The 18,506-nt window shown below is 60.9% G+C and carries 17 protein-coding genes; 6 read left to right on the top strand and 11 right to left on the bottom strand.

Annotated elements, in window-relative coordinates; translation table 11 throughout:
* Positions 1-62 precede the first annotated feature (62 nt).
* Positions 63-749, top strand: a complete 687-nt coding sequence (locus CFBP4996_RS03630; RefSeq protein ID WP_003520665.1) for a metal-binding protein ZinT — start codon at positions 63-65, stop codon at positions 747-749.
* Between the two features lie 163 nt (positions 750-912).
* Here CFBP4996_RS03630 and xopAW read toward each other — a convergent pair whose 3' ends face one another.
* The 4 genes from xopAW to CFBP4996_RS03610 all read right to left on the bottom strand — a co-directional run bounded on the left by xopAW (position 913) and on the right by CFBP4996_RS03610 (position 4,878).
* Complete coding sequence (xopAW, locus tag CFBP4996_RS03625; protein WP_279511034.1) at positions 913-1,683, bottom strand: XopAW family type III secretion system calcium-binding effector; 771 nt, start codon at positions 1,681-1,683, stop codon at positions 913-915.
* 338 nt (positions 1,684-2,021) lie between these two features.
* Positions 2,022-2,840, bottom strand: coding sequence for an ABC transporter permease (locus CFBP4996_RS03620; RefSeq protein WP_003520664.1), 819 nt, complete (start codon positions 2,838-2,840; stop codon positions 2,022-2,024).
* Entirely contained in the window at positions 2,837-3,625 is a 789-nt protein-coding gene (locus CFBP4996_RS03615) for an ABC transporter ATP-binding protein (RefSeq protein WP_003520663.1), read from the bottom strand. The genes CFBP4996_RS03620 and CFBP4996_RS03615 overlap by 4 nt, the downstream gene beginning before the upstream one ends.
* A gap of 209 nt (positions 3,626-3,834) precedes the next feature.
* Positions 3,835-4,878: an ABC transporter substrate-binding protein gene (locus CFBP4996_RS03610; protein ID WP_080852390.1), complete on the bottom strand. Its 1,044-nt coding sequence runs from the start codon at positions 4,876-4,878 to the stop codon at positions 3,835-3,837.
* A 290-nt stretch (positions 4,879-5,168) separates the two neighbouring features.
* Here CFBP4996_RS03610 and CFBP4996_RS03605 point away from each other — a divergent pair, with 290 nt between their 5' ends.
* The 4 genes from CFBP4996_RS03605 to CFBP4996_RS03590 all read left to right on the top strand — a co-directional run bounded on the left by CFBP4996_RS03605 (position 5,169) and on the right by CFBP4996_RS03590 (position 11,259).
* A complete protein-coding gene (locus CFBP4996_RS03605; protein ID WP_080852391.1) occupies positions 5,169-6,728 on the top strand; it encodes a VOC family protein in 1,560 nt (519 codons plus the stop codon).
* 264 nt (positions 6,729-6,992) lie between these two features.
* A complete protein-coding gene (locus CFBP4996_RS03600; RefSeq protein ID WP_170988559.1) occupies positions 6,993-9,764 on the top strand; it encodes a DUF2339 domain-containing protein in 2,772 nt (923 codons plus the stop codon).
* A complete protein-coding gene (locus tag CFBP4996_RS03595; RefSeq protein ID WP_080852393.1) occupies positions 9,761-10,405 on the top strand; it encodes an HD domain-containing protein in 645 nt (214 codons plus the stop codon). The genes CFBP4996_RS03600 and CFBP4996_RS03595 overlap by 4 nt, the downstream gene beginning before the upstream one ends.
* Before the next feature lie 11 nt (positions 10,406-10,416).
* Positions 10,417-11,259: an MOSC domain-containing protein gene (locus CFBP4996_RS03590; protein WP_080852395.1), complete on the top strand. Its 843-nt coding sequence runs from the start codon at positions 10,417-10,419 to the stop codon at positions 11,257-11,259.
* 119 nt (positions 11,260-11,378) lie between these two features.
* Here the strand turns inward: CFBP4996_RS03590 and CFBP4996_RS03585 are convergent, their stop codons facing one another.
* On the bottom strand, positions 11,379-12,113 hold the full coding sequence (locus tag CFBP4996_RS03585) for a class I SAM-dependent methyltransferase (RefSeq protein WP_080853202.1): 735 nt from the start codon (positions 12,111-12,113) through the stop codon (positions 11,379-11,381).
* Between the two features lie 181 nt (positions 12,114-12,294).
* Here CFBP4996_RS03585 and CFBP4996_RS03580 point away from each other — a divergent pair, with 181 nt between their 5' ends.
* On the top strand, positions 12,295-13,509 hold the full coding sequence (locus tag CFBP4996_RS03580; protein WP_162934057.1) for an MFS transporter: 1,215 nt from the start codon (positions 12,295-12,297) through the stop codon (positions 13,507-13,509).
* Here the strand turns inward: CFBP4996_RS03580 and recO are convergent, their stop codons facing one another.
* The 6 genes from recO to lepB all read right to left on the bottom strand — a co-directional run bounded on the left by recO (position 13,510) and on the right by lepB (position 18,363).
* Positions 13,510-14,289, bottom strand: coding sequence for a DNA repair protein RecO (gene recO, locus CFBP4996_RS03575; protein ID WP_003521134.1), 780 nt, complete (start codon positions 14,287-14,289; stop codon positions 13,510-13,512). It lies immediately after the preceding gene.
* 56 nt (positions 14,290-14,345) lie between these two features.
* On the bottom strand, positions 14,346-14,723 hold the full coding sequence (locus tag CFBP4996_RS03570) for a response regulator (protein ID WP_035262668.1): 378 nt from the start codon (positions 14,721-14,723) through the stop codon (positions 14,346-14,348).
* 138 nt (positions 14,724-14,861) lie between these two features.
* Positions 14,862-15,614 (bottom strand): Crp/Fnr family transcriptional regulator, encoded by a 753-nt coding sequence (locus tag CFBP4996_RS03565; RefSeq protein WP_080852398.1) that lies wholly within the window; start codon positions 15,612-15,614, stop codon positions 14,862-14,864.
* A gap of 260 nt (positions 15,615-15,874) precedes the next feature.
* Entirely contained in the window at positions 15,875-16,825 is a 951-nt protein-coding gene (gene era / locus CFBP4996_RS03560) for a GTPase Era (RefSeq protein ID WP_162935895.1), read from the bottom strand.
* A gap of 75 nt (positions 16,826-16,900) precedes the next feature.
* Positions 16,901-17,620 carry a ribonuclease III gene (gene rnc, locus CFBP4996_RS03555; protein WP_035218055.1) on the bottom strand — a complete coding sequence of 240 codons (720 nt, stop codon included), beginning with the start codon at positions 17,618-17,620 and terminating at the stop codon, positions 16,901-16,903.
* Positions 17,617-18,363, bottom strand: coding sequence for a signal peptidase I (gene lepB / locus CFBP4996_RS03550; RefSeq protein ID WP_003496938.1), 747 nt, complete (start codon positions 18,361-18,363; stop codon positions 17,617-17,619). Before lepB ends, rnc begins: the two co-directional genes overlap by 4 nt.
* Positions 18,364-18,506 lie beyond the last annotated feature (143 nt).

Raw genomic sequence — 18,506 nt, 5'->3', positions numbered from 1 at the left:
CTATAGGTCGATACGTAATGTTATTACGTAACTATCTTTATCGATATGAGAGGCCCGAAACAATGCAGAAGATACTCACCCGCGTCACCGGCGCCGTCGCACTTGGTTCCCTGCTGCTGGCGGCGACCGCGGCAATGGCTGCCGGTGGCGACAAATCCGCTGCCCACAGCCACGACCATGGGCACGATCACGGCCACCAGATGACCGAGGCTGAAAAGCAGATCTACAAGGGTTATTTCGAGGATGCGCAGGTGAAGACGCGCACGCTTTCCGACTGGGAAGGCGACTGGCAGTCGGTCTATCCCTACCTGCTGAACGGCTCGCTCGATTCCGTCATGGCCGAAAAGGCAGCGCATGGCGACAAGACGGCGGCGGAGTACCGCGCCTATTACGAAATCGGTTACAAGACCGATGTGAACCGCATCGTCATCAAGAGCGACAGCGTGGCGTTTTATAAGGACGGCAAACCCGCTGAAGGCACCTATGTCAGCGATGGCCATGAAATCCTGACCTACAAGAAGGGCAATCGCGGTGTCCGCTACATCTTCAAGAAAACCGGCGGCGATGAGGCCGCACCGCAATTCATCCAGTTCAGCGACCACTCCATCGCCCCGGTCAAGGCGGGCCATTACCATCTCTACTGGGGCAACGACCGCAAGGCGCTGCTGGACGAAGTGACCAATTGGCCGACCTACTACCCGTTCCTGATGGACGGCGGCGATATCGTGGAAGAAATGGCGGCGCATTGAGAGCGCCCGGATGCGAAAAAGACGCCCTGCCATTGCGCAGGGCGATCGCATTCAGCCAGAGGCCACGTCTGCGCACCTCGGCAAGAAACGCCACTGCAAGAGCCGGATGCGAGGCTCTTGCAGGCTCTGGATCGGTCTCAGCCAACCCTTTTCCAATGCAACATCAGGCCGTAATGGACTGAGTTGCCGCTTCATCCGTATTAAAAGCCATATAGGCCTTGGCGATCTCTTCCAGACGCGACAGAAGGTCTTCGATAGCTGTTACACTCTCTGTCGATTGATCATCCTCGCCAGTCCGACCAGCCGAAATATCCGGCGGCGGCGGACCTTTGGGCGGCGTCATGGCAGACAATTCGTCACTGCTGACAACACCATCGCCATCAGTATCGAGCTGCGTGAACAGGTTCGTCGCCATGTCCTCGCTGACATCCTCTGGGCGTCCAGCAAGGAACTCGCTTACGGAGAGGGAGCCGTCGCCGTCCGTATCCAGGTCAGCAAGCATATCCGCGCTGTCTCGAGCATCAGGCCCACCGGCGGAACCCGGCCGCGGACCCTTGGGCGGCGCCATTGCGGAAAACTCCTCGCCGCTGACAACACCATCGCCATCGGTATCGAGCTGCGTGAACAGGTTCGTCGCCATATCCTCGCTGACATCCTCAGGGCGTCCGGCAAGAAACTCGCTCGCGGACAGGGAGCCGTCGCCATCCGTATCCAGCTCAGCAAGCCGATCCGCGCTGCCCGGCGAATTTCCACCGGATGAATCCGACGATCCGGATGATTGGCCACTCGAAAGATTCATGATCATGTTCACGAGCATCGTGAGCAGCTGGTTCGTCGCCGCACCGCCTGCAGCGCCGCTGTCCTCCTGATCTGACCCCAGCGAGGAAATGCCGTTTCCCGACTTGGCGGACGCCTGGATTTCGTCGGCACTCACGATGCCGTCACCATTCCTGTCAAGGCTGCTATAATTCTTCGCGCTATATTGGTAAGCGCCAAGCGATGAAACGCTGGTCATACAGGTCTCCCGTCAACGGATTTTTCAAAGCTGATTAGTTCAGGGGGGGGACATGTCCGCGTCACGCGATAAAGGCGAACCACTACACAATATCGTGATTTGCTTTATCAGGCAAAAATATTTTCGAGCCGTAAAAAGTTATATTATACAATGAAATAACAATGACTACGCCATTCGCGCAGCGTCGGAATCTCCGCTCACTGAGGCTGTTTTAACCGAATCGCTGGCAAAGAGAGGCCGCATCCAGGCGGCCTCAATTACTGCCCCATAGTGGAGCGATGCGCCCAGCCGGTCATGCGCTTTTCAAGCCAGGCCATGATCGCATACATGACGATGCCTTCCACCGCGAGCATCAGCAGGCCGGCAAAGACGAGCGGCACATTGAACTGGCTTTGCGCCGAACTCATCATGTTGCCGAGGCCGTAATTGGAGGCGACGGTTTCCGACACGACCGAGCCGACGAAGGCGAGCGTGATGGCGATTTTCAGCGAGCCGAAGAAATAGGGCATGGAGCGCGGAATGCCGACCTTCAGCATGATGTCCATCTTCTTTGCGCCAAGCGCCCGCAGCACATCCTCCGTTTCCGGCTCTATGGTGGCAAGCCCGGTCGCGACGTTGACGACGATGGGGAAGAAAGAGATCAGGAAGGCGGTCAACACGGCGGGAACCGTGCCGATGCCGAACCAGATGACGAGAATTGGCACCAGTGCCACTTTCGGGATGGCGTTGAAGCCGATCATCAGCGGATAGAGCCCGGCATAGATGGTTTTGGACCAGCCGATGAACAGGCCGATAGCGAGACCGGCGGCCACCGCAATGGCGAAACCCAGCGTCGTGGTATAAAGCGTCTGCAGCGAATTCTTCCAGATCGGCGACCAATATTGCACGATGGCCTGTCCGACCCTTACCGGTGAAGGCAGAATGGTGGGCGGCATTTTCAGCGCGTAGACCAACAGTTCCCACAACACGAAAAGCGCCAGCGTATAAAGCCAGGGGGCGGCTTTCACCCAGTTGACGCGGGCAATCAGCGGCTTGCGCGGCTCGGCCGCAACGGTGCCTTCCATGATCGCGCTCATGCCGCCACCCTCGCCTGCGCGATTTCGCCATGCAGTTCCTGCACCATGTCGTTGAAACCCTTGTCATACATGATATCGAGCTGGCGCGGGCGGGCAAACGGCACGCGGTGTTCCGCCAGCACCCGGCCCGGCCTTGCGCTCATCACGAAAATCTTGTCGGCCAGAAATGTCGCCTCGCGCAGATCATGGGTCACGAGGATGATGGTGACCCGCTGCGCGGCGTGCAGGTCGCGGATGACGCACCATAATTCCTCGCGGGTGAAGGCATCGAGCGCGCCGAAAGGCTCGTCCAGCATCAGTAGCTCCGGCTCGTGGATCAAGGCCCGGCAAAGATTGGCGCGCTGCTGCATGCCGCCGGAAAGCTGCCACGGATACTTCGAACCGAACCCCTTCAGGCCGACGATTTCCAGAAGACGCTCGGCTTTCGCGACATATTCAGCCTTGTGGGCGCGCAGGCGCCGGCGATGTTTCTCGACGATCTCCAGCGGCAGCAGGATGTTTTCAAGCGTGGTGCGCCAGGGCAGCATCGTCGGGTTCTGAAACGCCATGCCGACGATGGAAACCGGCTCCGTGACCTGCCGCCCGGCAACGATGACATTGCCCTTCTGTGGAATGTGCAGTCCCGTCACCAGCTTCATCAGGGTCGACTTGCCGCAGCCGGAGGGTCCGACCACGGCCGCGAATTCGCCCTTGTCGACCGTCAGGTTCAGGCCGGATACGGCCAGCGTGCCGGCGGAGCCGCCATAGCGCATGTCCACACTGTCTATTTCCACGAGATGTGACATTGCTGTTCCTGTTTTAAGTTGCAGATCGGGCGGCTGAACCCTGCAGCGTTGCGGCTTGTTTCTTCTCCCCGCCGGGGAGAAGGTGGCCCGAAGGGTCGGATGAGGGGGCAGCGCCAGCGATAGACCGAGAGCTTGCCCCCTCATCCCGCTGCCGCGGACTTCTCCCCGCCGGGGAGAAGAAGCATGCCGCACCCGCTCAACTCCGTCCATTACGGAAGCATGCGCTCTTCCTTGGCCGGCAGATAGGTCGCGTCGAACACCTGCTCCGCCTTGACGTTGCCCTTCAGGCCGAGGGAAACCTTCAACGTCTCGATGGAGGCGGAAAGCCGGGCCGGATCGACGCCGCCCATGCCGTTTTCCACCACATAGGGCGTCTTGATATTCATGCTGTTGGCCATGTTGAGGCGTTCAAGCTCGATGGCGCTGTCGAGCGTCTCGTTGCGCTTGAGCACGGCCGCCACGCCCTCTTCGGGGTTCTTGACGGAATCGGCGAAGCCCTTGGCCAGCGCTTTCAGGAAGCCCTTCACGGCATCCGGGTTTTTCTCTGCGAAATCAGTGTTCACCAGCACCGCATTGCCATAGAGATTCAAGCCGTGCTCGGCCATCAGGATGGTCGAGATATCGTCATCGGCGATGCCCTGTTTCTTGAGGTTGAGGATCACCGAAAAGGCAAAGCCGAAAACGGCGTCGACATCGCCCTTGGCGAGCATCGGTTCACGCACCGGAAAACCGATCGATTCGATCTTGATCTTGCTGTCATCGAGACCTGCGACCTGCTTGAAAGCGGGCCATTGCGCAAAGGCGCCATCCGGCGGCGGTGCGCCGAGCTTCTTGCCTTCCAGCGACTTCGGATCGCCGGTGACACCGAGCGACTTGCGACCCACCACGGCAAAAGTCGGGCGCTCATAGACCATATAAACGGCCTTGATCTTCTGGCTCGGATCCTCGTCGAGGAACTTCATCACCGAGTTGATGTCGCCGAAACCCATCTGGTAGGCGCCGGTCGCCACGCGCGGAATGGCTTCCACCGAGCCGTTGCCGCTATCGATGGTGACATCGAGGCCTTCAACCTTAAAGTAACCCTTGTCGAGCGCCAGCAGGAAACCGGCGGCGGGGCCTTCGAACTTCCAGTCGAGCGTGAATTTCACCGGCGTTTCGGCCCGCGCCTCGACGACCGGCAGCGAAAAACCAGCGGTTACACCGATGGCAGCAATGGCCAGAGCCCTGGTCAACAACCTGCGCGTTAAAATCATCTATTCCCCCTGATGGTTTTGTTGGATTGGTTGCATAAGACCCAATTCCAGCCCTCAAGGCAAGATAAAATTGCATACAAAATAGCCGTTATTTTGTATGCTTATTTTATATGCACAAACGCGCACAAGGCAGGCAAAAAGCCGGCATTTTGCCCATAGCGCATGCAACGAAGCGAAAGCGGGATCGTTCACGCAGAGAACACAGCGTTCTCATTTGCCGGGGTTGCGGATCAGGGGCAGCGTGCGACAAATAGGGCCACGAACAGCAGGCGAAACAGCGGGACAGCAAGATGAATTCTGCACTGGGCATACACCACATCACCATGATTACCCGGAAGGTGCAGGCGAATGTGGATTTTTACGCCGGCTTTCTGGGCCTGAGGCTGGCCAAGCGCACGGCCGGTTTCGAAGACGCCATGCAGCTTCACCTGCTTTATGGCGACGATATCGCCTCGCCCGGCTCGCTTCTCACCTTTCTCGTCTGGGAAGATGGCGGCCAGGGCCGTGTCGGCTATGGCCAGACGCTGGAGATTTCCGTGGCCATCGATCCCGCCGCCATCGGCTTCTGGCTGACGCGGGCGCTGAAATTCGGCATCCGGGCGGAAGGCCCCTCCGATGAGTTCGGCGCTCCGGTCATCCGGCTGAAGGATCCTGACGGCCTGATCGTCAAGCTGGTCGGCACCCACGCCTTTGCCGATGCCACGCCGCATGTGACGGACGATATTTCCGCCGAGGACGCCATTCGCCGAATCTATGGCGCGACGGTGCTGAGCGAAGTGCCGGAAGAAACCGTGGCGTTTCTGGAGAAACATTTCGGTTACCGGCAGGAAAGCCAGGCAGGCGCAATCCGCCGGCTCGTTTCTGAAAGCGGCGACATTATCGATGTGCGCGACGCAACCGGCTTCTGGTCCAGCGCGCCGGGCACCGGCACCGTCGATCATATCGCCTTCCGGGCGAAGGACATGGATGAGCTGAACGCGGTTCATACGGGGCTGAAATCGCTGAATTCCAGCACCACCAACGCCCATGACCGCAAATATTTCCACTCGCTCTACGTCCGCGAACCGGGCGGCGTGCTGATCGAAATGGCAACCGACGGGCCGGGCATGACCGTGGACGAACCGTTGGAATCGCTCGGGGAACAACTGTTCATCCCGCCGCTCTTCATGAAGGACGAGGCGGATGTGCGTGTCGCCCTGCCGCAATTCGCGATGCCGGGCGAAGAGCGCATCGTCTATCGCGACCTGCCCTTCGTGCACCGTTTCTATACGCCCGAGGAGCCTGACGGCAGCACCATCATCCTGCTGCACGGTTCCGGCGGCAGCGAAACGAGCCTGATGCCGCTGGCGCACCGGGCAGCGCCGCGCGCCACCCTTCTCGGCGTGCGCGGCCGCAGCACGGAAGAAGACATCGCCCGCTGGTTCCGCCGCAATCCCGATTTCAGCTTCGACCAGAAGGATATCGTCGCAGAAGCGGAAGCCTTCGCCGCCTTCGTGGAGGGGGCGATACGGTCCTATGGTCTCGACCGTTCGAAACTGCGGTTTATCGGCCATTCCAATGGTGCAAATTTCTACGCGGCCTTTGCCGCGCTTTATCCCGAACTTGCCGGAGACGCGCTGCTCTATCGCCCGATGCCGGTTCTGGAAACATGGCCGCAGACCGATCTTTCCGGCCGCAATGTCCTGCTTGTGGCGGGAGAACGCGACAAATATCTCGACAAGGCGCACGAATTGCAGGGCCGGCTGGCGACGAGCGGAGCAAGAGCCGAGATGGAAACGGTTGAGGATGGGCACGAGCTCGGGCTTGCCGATATCGAAGCGGCGCGGCGCTGGCTGGCGGCTGCTTCCTGATTTTCGAGCGATGCGCATGAGCCGAGCCGGTGCCGCCAATTTCTTCTCCCCGTCGGGGAGAAGGTGGCCCGAAGGGTCGGACGAGGGAGCGACGTCAGCGATAAACTGAGAGCTTGCCCCCTCATCCCGCTGCCGCGGACTTCTCTCCCGCGGGGAGAAGAAACAAGCGGCTTACTCCCTCGCCAGGCGCATCCGTCATCAACCGGGCCTTGCATAAATTCACCAAAAGGGCTTTAAAAACAGCTTCGTAATTGGAGAGTCCGTTTGGAAATCCCGCTGTTTATCCTCGCCCTCGTTGCGGCCTTCATCTACACGCTGGTCGCGAGCATCCGCAATTCAAGTCGAATCAAATCGCTGGAACGGGAAGTTCTCAGTCTCAAGCGGCTGATGGCTGTGGGCGTGACGTCGCCTGTGGCGGCGCAGGCGGAGAGCGCGGAATCCACGGCAAAACCGGATTTCGAGACGGAAGAGGAAAGCAGGACGCCTGCGGAAGATGCAGCCTCCCAGGCTGAATACGCCTCCGAGCCGCAGGAAGCCGCCGCCATGGCGCAGGCGGAAGACGCCGTCCGCGAGGAAGCGCCTTCCGCTCCTGCGAGCGAGGCGGCATCCGCACCGGCAACGAAGGAAAGCTTCGAAAGCCTGCTCGGCGCACGCTGGGCGGTCTGGGCCGGCGGGCTGGCGCTGGCGCTCGGCGGTATTTTCCTCGTCAAATATTCGATCGAATCGGGTCTCTTGAGCCCGGCGGTCAGGCTGTCGCTCGCCGCCATTTTCGGCCTCGTCCTCGGACTTGCAGGCGAGGCTGTCCGCCGCAAGGCGGTGCCGGGCATCGCCGCCACCTATTCCAATGCCATGATACCGGGCGTGCTGACGGCGGCCGGCGCCTTGACGCTGTTCGGCGTCGTCTACGCCGCCTATGGCATTTACGGCTATATCGGCCCCGGCATTGCTTTTGGCCTGCTTGGGCTCGTCGCCTTCGCCACCATCGGGCTTTCGCTGCTGCACGGGCAGGCGCTGGCCGGTCTCGGCCTTCTCGGTTCGATGCTGACGCCGGCGCTGATTTCCACCGAAACGCCGAATATCTGGGCGCTCTTCGTGTTCCTCACCATCTCCTGGCTGGCAACAGCGGCCGCGGCGCGCAGGCAGGGCTGGACCGTGGTTCCCTCTCTCGCCAATGCCGGCCTCGGCCTCTGGGCGCTCGGCTATATCGGCTTTTCCGAAACGATCAGCGCCGAACCGCCAACGCTTGCCCTGCTCGTCATGCTGGCGGGAACCATATTCCTCTGGCCGGGCAAGACATTCGACACGCCGCCTGCAGAGACCGGCGAAACCGCCGCTCCCGAGCGGCGCGCCATCCGCGCCCTGCGGCTTCTGCTGCGCCCGTCGCTCGCCCTCAATCTCACCGTCTCGATGGCCGTGATCCTGCCGGCCATCGGTTTCCTCTTTGCCGATGGCGGTATCAATACCCATCCGGCGCTCATCGTTTCAGCGCTCATCGCCGCCCTTGCGGCGCTTGGCGCCGCCCGCCACTATGCGGTCTGGCCAGCCATCATCGCAGCGCTCGGTGCGCAGGCTGCCGTGTCGCTGATGTCGCGGCAGGGCATCGATTTTATCGGCCTTATCAACGATACGTCCGTGTCCCTTCCGCCCGTATCGGTCGGCTACACGGCGGAAATCGCCATGGCGCTCGGCCTCGGAGCCGTCTTCGTGCTCTGCGCCTTCTCCTTCCTGAAACGCAAGGGCGCTGACGATGCGGATTTCGGCCAGCTCTGGGCCGGTATCGCAGCACTTTTCCCCGTCTGGCTCGCAACCGCAAGCTTTGTCGAATACGGCAATCTCGGCCGTGACTGGCTGCACGCCGCCTATGGCCTCGGCCTTGGACTGGTGTTGCTTGCCGGCGCCGAGTGGCTGCACCGGCAGAACAACGAGGCCTATCGCAAGCCGCTGAACATCCTTGTGCTCGGCTCCTTCGCCGCCTTCGCGCTTTGCCTGCACACGCTGACGCAGGGGCTTGCAACGACCGTGCTGCTCTCCGTCATCGGTTTCGTTTATGTGCTCGCGACACGTTACCGCAACTGGGATGTGCTGCCCTGGGTGATGGCGGTGGCAAGCGTTGCCGTTCTCGGCCGCATCGCCTGGGAACCCACCATTGTCGGGCCGCAAAATCTTGGGCTCACGCCGGTCTTCAACGCGCTTCTGCCGGGTTACGGCATTCCCGCACTGCTGGCCGTCGCCTCGGCATGGCTGCTGCGCGACTGGCCGGGGGTCAGGGCAAAGAACTTCCTGCAGGCGATTGCCAGCGTCATGGGGCTTCTCGCCGTCGCCATCCTCATCCGCCACGCGATGAATGGCGGCACGCTGGATGACAGCGTGCCGACGCTTGGCGAACAGTCGATCTACACGCTGCTGACCATCGGCTTCTCGGGCGTCTTGATGACGCTGGACCTGAAGAGCCCGAGCCCCGTCTTCCGTTACGGCTCGATGATTGCCGGCGTGATTGCCGTCATCAACGTGCTGACGATGCATTTCTTCACGCTCAACCCCTATTTCACCGGCGAAAATACCGGCAGCATCCCGTTCCTCAACCTGCTGCTGATCGGCTACCTGTTGCCGGCGCTCGCCTATGGCGGCCTTGCCTATTATGCGCGCGGAAAACGTCCGCCGCCCTATGTCAGCATGCTGGCGGTGGCTGGCGCCGCACTCGGCTTTGCCTGGGCCACGCTTTCGGTGCGCCGCTTCTGGCAGGGCGAGAACATTGCCGACTGGAAGGGCTTCCTGCAGGGCGAGACCTATAGCTATTCGGTGGTCTGGCTGCTGATCGGCGTGTTGCTGCTCGTGCTCGGCTCGCGCTTTAATGCCCGCAGCCTGCGTCTTGCATCGGCCGCCTTCGTGCTGATCTCGGTGGCCAAGGCCTTCCTGATCGACATGAGCAATCTCGAAGGCGTGCTTCGGGCGCTGTCCTTCATCGGGCTCGGCGCGGTGCTGATCGGCATCGGCCTGTTCTACCAGAAAATCCTCACCCGGAAGCCGCAGGCATGATTGCGGCCGAGGCTTTCGCGCCCTATGCGGCGCTTGCGCAGGATTTGATACCGCACGCCGCCGATACGGGCGACGGCTCGCATGATCTTGCCCATATTCACCGCGTCTTCCGCAACGCCATGCGCATCCATGCGGGCGAAGGCGGCGATGGCACCGTGCTGGCCGCCAGCGTGCTGTTGCATGATTGCGTGGCGGTGGAAAAGAACTCTCCGCTCCGCGCGCAGGCCTCACGGCTGGCGGCGGAAAAGGCATCTGGCATTCTCGAGTCTCTCGGCTGGCGACGGCAGGATATCGACGCCGCCGCCCATGCCATCACCACCCACAGCTTTTCCGCCAATATCGAGCCGCAGACGCTGGAGGCAAAAATCCTTCAGGACGCCGACCGGCTGGACGCCATCGGTATGGTGGGGGCGGCGCGCTGCTTTTATATTGCCGGGCGCATGGGCTCGGCTCTTTACGACCCGGCCGACCCGCTGGCGAAGGAGCGGCCGCTTGACGACCGCGCCTTTGCCATCGACCATTTCGAAACCAAGTTGTTCAAGCTGGCCGACGGCTTTCTCACCGAGACAGGCCGGCAGATGGCCAAGGCCCGCCATGAGCGGCTGAAACAGGTGCTGGACCTGTTTCTCGACGAGATTTGAGGAGACCCGAGATGCGTGTGACCGAACTCAACATCTATCCGCTGAAAAGCGCGCGCGGCATTCCCCTCTCCGAAAGCACTGTTTCGGCGGAAGGCCTGCCGGGCGACCGTCGCGCCATGCTCATCGACCCTACCGGCCATTTCATCACCCAGCGCGAATTGCCGGCCATCGCCACGGTTCTGGCCCGTCATGAAGATGGCGGCATGGTGCTTTCGCGGGAAGCGAATGGCGAGGTTCTCGCAAGGCCTTCCGGGGAGCGCATGGATGTGGCGGTGTGGAAATCGATCGTCAGCGCCAACATAGCCGATGACGAGACCAACGACACGCTCTCGGCATGGCTGGGGCGCGAGGTGAAGCTGGTGTTCTTCGACGACGCCTCGAAACGCATTGCGAGCCTCGAATGGACCGGCAACGAAACGCCCGTCACCTTTGCGGACGGTTACCAGATCCTCGTCACCACCACCGCCTCGCTTGCCGCGCTGAACGACAATATGCGCGCCAATGGTGAGGACGCGGTCGGCATGGAGCGCTTCCGGCCCAATATCGTGCTTGATACGGACGAGCCATGGGCCGAGGACCGCTGGGCGGCCATCGAGATCGGCGGCATTCGCTTCGATCTCGTCAAACCCTGCGCCCGCTGCATCATGACCACGCAGGACCAGACGACCGGCTCCCGCGATGTGCCCTCCCCCATGAAAGCCATGGGCCGTATCCGCATGTCCGGCGACCGGCGCGTGCCCGGCCCGCTGTTCGGCTGGAACGTGACGCCGCGCGGCGAAGGCAGGCTGTCGGTTGGCGATGTGGCGAAGGTGATCGAGGAAAGGCCGGAGGGCTGGGCGATCAAGCGTCGGTAAGCTACTGGTTCGGTCAAACCGAACCCACAGCCCACGGCGAAAAGTTTCATAGGCTGGCGCACCTCTCTCCCTCATTCCTGTGCTCGTCACAGGAATGAGTACACGGAGGGTTCATCGCCTCACGGCTTGCGCGCCCCGACGATCAGGAAAATCGGGCGGCGATCTTCGTGCCTGAGTCCCGGCCGCTCGGCCATCAAAGCGGGATCCGGCCTCGGTTCCGCCAGCCGCTTCAAAACGAATCCGGCGGCCAGGAGACCGTTGAGAATGCCTGACACCGTGCGGTGATATTTGACCACATCGTCCGCCATCCAGTTGGAATGGCGCACGCCCTCGCTTTGATAATTATCGAGCGGCCAGTGCAGGATTTCGCCATCCTCGCCATAAAACCAGTCCTGTTTTTCCAGCGCCGTGAAAACGGGATGTTCGATGGAAAAGATGAAATCGCCGCCGGATTTCAGCACGGCGAAAATCTTTTCGAATGCCATGTCGAGATCGCGGACGTAATGCAGGGCGAGAGAACTCAGCACCACATCGAAACTTTCCTGCGGAAAATCGATGTCTTCGATAGCGGCGCGACGGTATTCGATGCCGGGCCCGCCATTTATCTCGGCGGCGCGGCGCAGCATATTCTCCGACAGATCGACGCCAACGATATGGGCCGCCCCCTGCTCTGCGGCATAACGACAATGCCAGCCGAAACCACAGCCGAGATCGAGAAACTCCGTGCCTTTCAGGTCCGGCAGCATGGTGCGCAATTCATGCCACTCGCCGGCCTGACGCAGACCTTCCACGGAGCGCGGCATGGCGCTGTAACGCTCGAAAAACCCGGGATCGTCGTAGATATTCTGTTTCATCGTCGTCTCTCCGGTGGCCGGCATGCGAGGGTATTCCATCAATCCCATGAATAGTGGCCGTCAAGAAAAGTCGCTAGTGGGACCGGCTGACAAAAGATAATATTCATCTCACCGTAGCGGAATCCGCGGCAAGCCATGTCTCTCTTTTTTTGGGACGAGGCGCCGCGATGGGGGAATATTCATGTCGCAAGCCACACGCCAGACCATGCCCTGGCTGATTATCGCCGCCGGGTCGCTGATTGCGGTCATGACCTTCGGCCCCCGTTCGGCCATGGGCTTTTTCCAGCTGCCGATGCTCGCCGATACCGGCTGGGACCGCTCCACCTTCGGTCTCGCCATGGCCCTGCAGAACCTCTTCTGGGGGCTCGGCCAGCCCTTCTTCGGCGCCATCGCCGATAAATACGGCACGGGCCGCGTGCTCGTGCTTTCCGGCCTGCTTTATGCCGCCGGCCTCATCTGCATGTCCTTCGGCACCTCGCCCTTCTGGCTGCATTTCGGCGGCGGCGTGCTGGTCGGGCTCGGCATTGCCGCCGGCTCCTTCAGCGTCATCCTTTCGGCCTTTGCGCGCCATGTCACGCCGCAGCAGCGCTCGCTCGCCTTCGGCATCGGCACCGCGGCGGGCTCGGCCGGCATGTTCCTGTTCGCGCCGATCAGCCAGGGCCTGATTTCCACCTATGGCTGGTCGGATAGCCTCGTCTGGCTTGCCGCGATGATGATGCTCGTGCCGCTGCTCGCCTTTCCGATGCGCGGCAATTCCTCTTCCGGCAGCCAGTCGCAGGCGCAGTTCCAGCAGACAGCGGGCGAGGCGCTGAAGGAAGCGCTCGGCCATAAAAGCTACCTGCTTTTGACCACGGGCTTTTTCGTCTGCGGTTTTCAGGTGGCCTTCATCACCGCGCATTTCCCGGCCTATCTCGGCGATATCGGCATTGAACCGCGCTACGCCGTCATCGCCATGGCGCTGATCGGCTTCTTCAACATCATCGGGTCGCTTGCCGCCGGCGTCATCGCCCAGCGTTATTCGAAGCCCTATCTGCTGGCCTATATTTATCTCGCCCGTTCGGTTGCCGTCACCGCTTTCCTGCTTCTGCCGCAATCGCCGCTTTCGGTCATCATTTTCGCCGCCGTGATGGGCATTCTCTGGCTTTCCACCGTGCCGCCGACCAATGCGCTGGTGGCGATCATGTTCGGCACGCGCCATCTCGGCATGCTCGGCGGCGTCGTGTTCCTGTCGCACCAGATCGGCTCGTTCCTCGGCGTCTGGCTCGGCGGCTTCCTTTACGACAGGCTGGGTTCCTATGATCTCGTCTGGTGGCTGGGCGTCGGCATGGGGATTTTCGCAGCCATCGTGCATTGGCCCATTCAGGAGCGACCGGCTCCGCGGCCTGCAATGGCCTAGTCAGACAGCCTTATCGAGGGCGGGCGGCATCGCCCTGCCCTCCGTTGCCCTGCGCTCAAGCGCCTTCAGCGCCGCCTGCACAAAACCGTCGCGGGCGGCGTTTTCGTTGAGGCCACGCGGATCGTAGACATGCCGATTGAGGAAATGAGCGGTGAGGCGGAAAGCAGCCGCAAGACTGTCAGGATCGGCGGCCTTCGACTGGCCTTCGCTCAAGAAAGCCGGAAGCGACAGCATCCGCTCCGCATAGGGCGCACCTGCCGTGCGGCAAACCGCCCTGCCCGTTTTCGGCGATACATAGATGAGGTCGGTGCGCAGCCCCGTCGCCGCACATTCGGTAAGATCGAGCCCGAAACCGAGTTCGTTCAGCACCGCCAGTTCGAAGCGCACGAATAACTCCCCTGCATCGACGGGGTCATGCAGATTGTCGAGAATGATATCCAGCGCCTGATAGAGATGCGGGTGCGGATCGCGCTCCGGCAGAAGCCTGAGCAGAGCGCCCATGGCCTGTACGCCATAAACGGCGGTCGCCGTTTCCATAAGCTGCGCGGCGCGCAATTGCAGCGGCTCGATGCGGAATTCACCCAGATGATCGTGAAGGCGCGCCCGCCAGATGACATCCACCCGGTTGCCCGCCTGTAGCACGGGCTGCATGCTGCGGGAACGGCCGGAACGCACCAGCCCCAGATGGCGGCCACGCGAAGGCGTCATCACCTCGGCGATGACACTCGTCTCGCCATGGCGTTTGACGCCGAGAATGATTGCCTCTTCCTGCCACTGCATGAAACGCGTCCGAATTTCGATTCAGGTCCGATCATACCCGATCTGGCGGCAAAACGTTATTCTTTTACGGCATCGTCGACCGCGCCGACGAGGTTGAGAACGAAATCGATAATTTCGTTTTCCCCGAAGGGTTTGCCGAGCAATGGGGCGTGCATGAGATCTTCCGGAAAACCCGTCGTGTCGCCATAACCGCTGACGAAACCGAAGGGAATGCCCGCATCGCGCAGCCCGCGCGCGAAATCGTAGCTCTTGCCGTCGGTGAGGCTGACATCGAGAAGCACGCAATCGGCGCCGTCCTCTTCGACGGCCTGCCTCGCCTGCGCAAGCGTGGTGGCGATGGCGACGGATTCCACCCCCATGGACTGGAGAACCGCTTCGACATCGAGCGCCACCAGATATTCATCCTCAACGATGATAACCCGTTGTGGCACCATATGTTTTCTTCTTCCCAAAAAAAGACGACCGCACGGCTCGAAGCTGCGGTCTCCGACATGATTCTCCCGTGAGATATCACGACAGGAGTCGCAAATTACGGCTCCACCGTCATTTAAAAAAGACATGTCGAAGGAAGATCAGATGAAGGGTCTTTGCCGCTTTTCATCGCTTTCCCAGCCCGCCAGGTTGCTCAGCCCGGCGTCGTCCAGCACCAGACAGCCCTTGTCCGTCCAGCGGATGAGACCGCGATCGACGAGCTTTCTCAAGGTCTTGTTGGTGTGAACGATGGACAGGCCAAGCGTGTCGGCAACGTGTTGCTGGGTGACCGGGATCGGTGTTTCGCCGGGGATGAGATTGACCGCTTTCGCCTTGCGATAGAGAAACGCGATCAGATAGGCGGCGCGTTCCAGCGCGGTGCGCCGGCCGATGCTGAGGAGATGGCTGTCCAGCATGCGTTCTTCACTCGCCGCGATCCAGGTGAGGTCATAGGCAAGCGTCGGATGATCGGTGAAGAGGTTGTTGAGGCGGGACCGCTCGAAGACGCAGAGCGTCACCGGCGACAGCGCCTCCACCGAATGCTGCATTTCCCCCATCACCGTGCCCTGCAGACCGACGAGATCGCCGGGCATGACATAGTTGAGGATTTGCCGCCGGCCGTCCTCCAGTGTCTTGTAACGGAAAGCCCAGCCCTGCAAAACGGTGTAAAGATGGGCGCTGTGCGAGCCCTCCATCAAGATGACGGAGCCGCTTTCCACCGCAAGTTCCCCCGTTTTGAAACGCGAGACGAAATCCAGTTCGGAAGAGGAAAAATCCCGGAAATGCGGCAGGTCGCGCAGGGGACATTGCTGGCACGGGGTGGTGGAAATTCCGTTCGGTTTTTTTGGCGACATGAATATCCGTCATCGAAAAAGGTTGCGCCCAATTGTTTTGGAACAACCCGCCCGAACGTATTCGGTTCCGGATGGTGGGTGAAGATATTCAATTCGTGCTTTGTGCGTCGTTCCGCTTCCCCCACTCTCTCTCATTCCTGTGCTCGTCACAGGAATCCAGCCGACGCGCGTCTGCGCGGCGAGAGAGTCTTTCCAGCCCAAGGACTTGGGCTGGCTGGATCCCTGTGACAGGCACAGGGATGAGGGAGGATGCCTGGCAATTACCCCCGTGGGAATTCCAGTCCCATTTCACGGAAGCGCTCGGGGTCGTCGCCCCAGTTCTCGCGCACCTTGACAAACAGGAAGAGATGCACCGGCTGTTCGAGGATTTCCGACAGTTCCTTGCGCGAGGCGGTGGAGATGGCCTTGATCGCATCGCCGTTCTTGCCGAGCGCAATCTTCTTCTGGCTGTCGCGTTCGACATAGATCACTTGCTCGATGCGCACGGAGCCGTCCTTGCGTTCTTCCCATTTTTCCGTCTCGACATGCGAGGCGTAGGGAAGCTCCTGATGCAGGCGCAGGAACAGTTTTTCGCGGGTGATTTCGGCGGCGAGCTGGCGCATCGGCAGATCGGAGATCTGATCTTCCGGATAATACCACGGACCTTCCGGCAGAGCCTCCACAAGATAATCCATCAGGTCTTCGCAACCCGAACCGTTGGTGGCCGAAATCATGAAGGTGCGGTCGAAGGCGACTGTCTCATTGGCGGCGGCGGCCAGCTTCAGCAGGTCTTCGCGCTTCACCTGGTCGATCTTGTTGAGGCAGAGGATCTTCTTCTGCGGAACATCCTTCAGGCCTTCGAGAATGGCCTCTGCGTCGCCTTTAAGACCACGCTCGCTGTCGATCAAAAGCAGGATGAGATCGGCATCCTTCGCGCCGCCCCAGGCGGAGGTGACCATGGCGCGATCAAGCCGGCGGCGCGGCTTGAAGATGCCGGGCGTGTCCATGAAAACGATCTGCGCATTCTTGTGAATGGCGATACCGCGCATGACGGCGCGCGTCGTCTGCACCTTGTGGCTGACGATCGAGACCTTGGCGCCCACCAGCCTGTTGACCAGCGTCGATTTGCCGGCATTGGTCGGGCCAATCAAGGCCACGAAGCCGGAACGGGTCGGAAGGTTATTGTCTTCGCCGGCGACGGCGGGGTTTTCGTGATCGGTCATGTTATCCATCAAGGTCAGAGGTATTCAACATGCGGCCCGCGGGTCCGCCATGCGCTCGATTTTGGCACCCGGCTCGCCGGGTGCTCAGTTCCGGGTGGAGGTCTTCTGCCAGACGCCTTCGCGTTCCAGCAATCTTGTTGCCGCCACCTGTTCGGCCGCGCGCTTGGAGCGCTCGACACCGGTTTCCGGCTTCACGCCGGGAATTTCGACAGTCACCGTAAAGCGGGGATCGTGATCCGGTCCGGAGCGATCGTCAACCCGGTAAGAGGGTGTGGTCGCAAATCTGGCATGCGCCCATTCCTGCAACTCGGTCTTGGCGTCGCGTCGCCCGGCATCCACGCTGGTTGCGCGGCCCTGCCAGTATTTCAGAATGAATTTGCGCGATGCTTCCAGCCCGCCATCCAGATAGATGGTGGCGATCAGGCTTTCGACGACATCGGCGCGCACGTTCAGCATCGCCTTGCCGGTCAGCTTCTTCACATCCGAGCCGGTGCGGATGAAATTATGCAGGCCCATCTCGTCGCCGATCGCGGCGCAGGATTCGGCGCTGACAAGCTGGTTCAGACGGACCGAAAGCTCGCCTTCGGTGGCGTTACGGAAGGTGGAGAACAGCAATTCGGCGACGCAGAGACCGAGAACACGGTCACCTAAAAATTCCAGCCGCTCGTAATTGCCGGCCGCCGCCGAGCGGGCGCTGGCATGGGTCAAGGCCCGGTCGAGCCGGGCCTTTTCCTTGAACTCATATCCGATCAACGCTTCCAGACGGGAAATCTCGTCCGCCGAAAGCGGCTTGGTCTTGCTCATTCCACAACCTTGAAGAGGCGGTCCCAACGCATGTTGGCCGGCCATTCCCAAATGCGGCTGAACGGCGTGTCATTGCCCAGCGAGAAGAAGATGACGCTGGCGCGGCCGATCAGGTTTTCTTCCGGTACGAAACCGACGTCGAAGCGGCTATCGAGCGAATTGTCGCGATTGTCGCCCATCATGAAATAATGGCCTTCCGGCACCACGAATTCGCGGGTGTTATCGCCGCGCGAGTCGGGCGATTGATCGAGCGTGTCGTAGGTGACGCCATTGTCGAGCGTTTCGCGGAAGACAGGCACGTTGGCGCCCGGATCGGCGCGGTAATCGGAGGTGAAGGTGCCATCGGGTTGCTTCGGCACCGGCTGGCCGTTGATGAACAGCACGCCGTTCGTCACCTGGATACGGTCACCAGGCAAGCCGACGAGACGCTTGATGTAATCCACTTCAGGATTGGGCGGCAGGCGGAAGACCACGACATCGCCGCGCTTCGGCTTGCTGAATTCGAGAATGCGGCCCGAAAACAGGTTCGGCGAAAAGGGCAGCGAATATTTCGAATAGCCGTAGGAGAACTTGTTGACGAAAAGATAGTCGCCAACCAGAAGCGTCGGCATCATCGAGCCGGACGGGATCGTGAAGGGCTGAAACAGCACGGTGCGGATGACCATGGCCAGCAGCAGCGCCTGAATGATGACCTTGACGTTCTCCCAGAGGGCGTTCTGCTTCTTTTCAGCTTTTTCCGACACTTAAAGACCTGCCTGATTGTTTCCCGGCTTCTTCGGCTTCACGAAGGCTTCCGGGCCGTTGTTTGTCGCGCCTGCGGCGGGTGAAGCGGTTTCACGCAGCCGGCAACGCTTTCATATTTCTGCGACTTCTCTAGAACCTTTCC

It is taken from the genome of Agrobacterium leguminum (genome assembly GCF_005144435.2).
Taxonomy (GTDB): domain Bacteria; phylum Pseudomonadota; class Alphaproteobacteria; order Rhizobiales; family Rhizobiaceae; genus Agrobacterium; species Agrobacterium leguminum.
This window is presented reverse-complemented; position numbering and strand designations above follow the sequence as displayed.

What these genes read in the sequence shown, in the direction of transcription:
- CFBP4996_RS03630 (WP_003520665.1), top strand. Translation starts at nt 63, where the DNA reads ATGCAGAAGATACTCACCCGCGTCACCGGCGCCGTCGCACTTGGTTCC.
- CFBP4996_RS03620 (WP_003520664.1), bottom strand. Translation starts at nt 2,840, where the DNA reads ATGAGCGCGATCATGGAAGGCACCGTTGCGGCCGAGCCGCGCAAGCCG.
- CFBP4996_RS03615 (WP_003520663.1), bottom strand. Translation starts at nt 3,625, where the DNA reads ATGTCACATCTCGTGGAAATAGACAGTGTGGACATGCGCTATGGCGGC.
- CFBP4996_RS03610 (WP_080852390.1), bottom strand. Translation starts at nt 4,878, where the DNA reads ATGATTTTAACGCGCAGGTTGTTGACCAGGGCTCTGGCCATTGCTGCC.
- CFBP4996_RS03605 (WP_080852391.1), top strand. Translation starts at nt 5,169, where the DNA reads ATGAATTCTGCACTGGGCATACACCACATCACCATGATTACCCGGAAG.
- CFBP4996_RS03595 (WP_080852393.1), top strand. Translation starts at nt 9,761, where the DNA reads ATGATTGCGGCCGAGGCTTTCGCGCCCTATGCGGCGCTTGCGCAGGAT.
- CFBP4996_RS03590 (WP_080852395.1), top strand. Translation starts at nt 10,417, where the DNA reads ATGCGTGTGACCGAACTCAACATCTATCCGCTGAAAAGCGCGCGCGGC.
- CFBP4996_RS03585 (WP_080853202.1), bottom strand. Translation starts at nt 12,113, where the DNA reads ATGAAACAGAATATCTACGACGATCCCGGGTTTTTCGAGCGTTACAGC.
- CFBP4996_RS03580 (WP_162934057.1), top strand. Translation starts at nt 12,295, where the DNA reads ATGTCGCAAGCCACACGCCAGACCATGCCCTGGCTGATTATCGCCGCC.
- recO (WP_003521134.1), bottom strand. Translation starts at nt 14,289, where the DNA reads ATGCAGTGGCAGGAAGAGGCAATCATTCTCGGCGTCAAACGCCATGGC.
- CFBP4996_RS03570 (WP_035262668.1), bottom strand. Translation starts at nt 14,723, where the DNA reads ATGGTGCCACAACGGGTTATCATCGTTGAGGATGAATATCTGGTGGCG.
- CFBP4996_RS03565 (WP_080852398.1), bottom strand. Translation starts at nt 15,614, where the DNA reads ATGTCGCCAAAAAAACCGAACGGAATTTCCACCACCCCGTGCCAGCAA.
- era (WP_162935895.1), bottom strand. Translation starts at nt 16,825, where the DNA reads ATGGATAACATGACCGATCACGAAAACCCCGCCGTCGCCGGCGAAGAC.
- rnc (WP_035218055.1), bottom strand. Translation starts at nt 17,620, where the DNA reads ATGAGCAAGACCAAGCCGCTTTCGGCGGACGAGATTTCCCGTCTGGAA.